This is a genomic window from uncultured Psychroserpens sp., assembly GCF_947501425.1.
GTDB lineage: Bacteria > Bacteroidota > Bacteroidia > Flavobacteriales > Flavobacteriaceae > Psychroserpens.
The window spans coordinates 1-422 of sequence record NZ_CANMVN010000028.1 but is presented as its reverse complement, the minus strand read 5'-3'; the positions used below and the strand labels follow the sequence as shown (position 1 = coordinate 422).

At 44.5% G+C, this 422-nt stretch carries 1 pseudogene; it reads right to left on the bottom strand.

Features of this window, described 5'->3' with window-relative positions:
* A pseudogene (locus Q0951_RS17045) lies at positions 1 to 422 on the bottom strand (hypothetical protein); the annotation flags it as partial.

Sequence of the window (422 nt, the reverse complement as noted above, 5' to 3'; positions counted from 1 at the left end):
TTTGCGTCTGAGGCTGGTGAGCCATCTGCGTCGTCTACACCATTTCCGTTATCTGCAAAAACACTTGCGGTTGTTCCGCCTGCAGCAGCATCAATTGGTGATGCGCTGAAATCGTCATTCTCTGCATTGATGCTTGGATCAACTTCGATAGTAACATCGGCTGTATCACAAATGGTATTATCTACATCTAAACAGATTTGGTACGTTACTGTGTAGGTTCCTGCGGTTGTTCCTGCTGGTACATCTATTGTACCATCAGTATTTATTGTTACACCTGTTAGTCCACCATCATTGGTGATACTGATATTGTCTGCGATATTTCCATCGGTTGAAGCAACACCATCAGCTGTATCTGTTCCATTTCCATTGTCATCAAATACACTTGCTGTCGTTCCGCCTGCGGCAGAATCGATTGGTGTTCC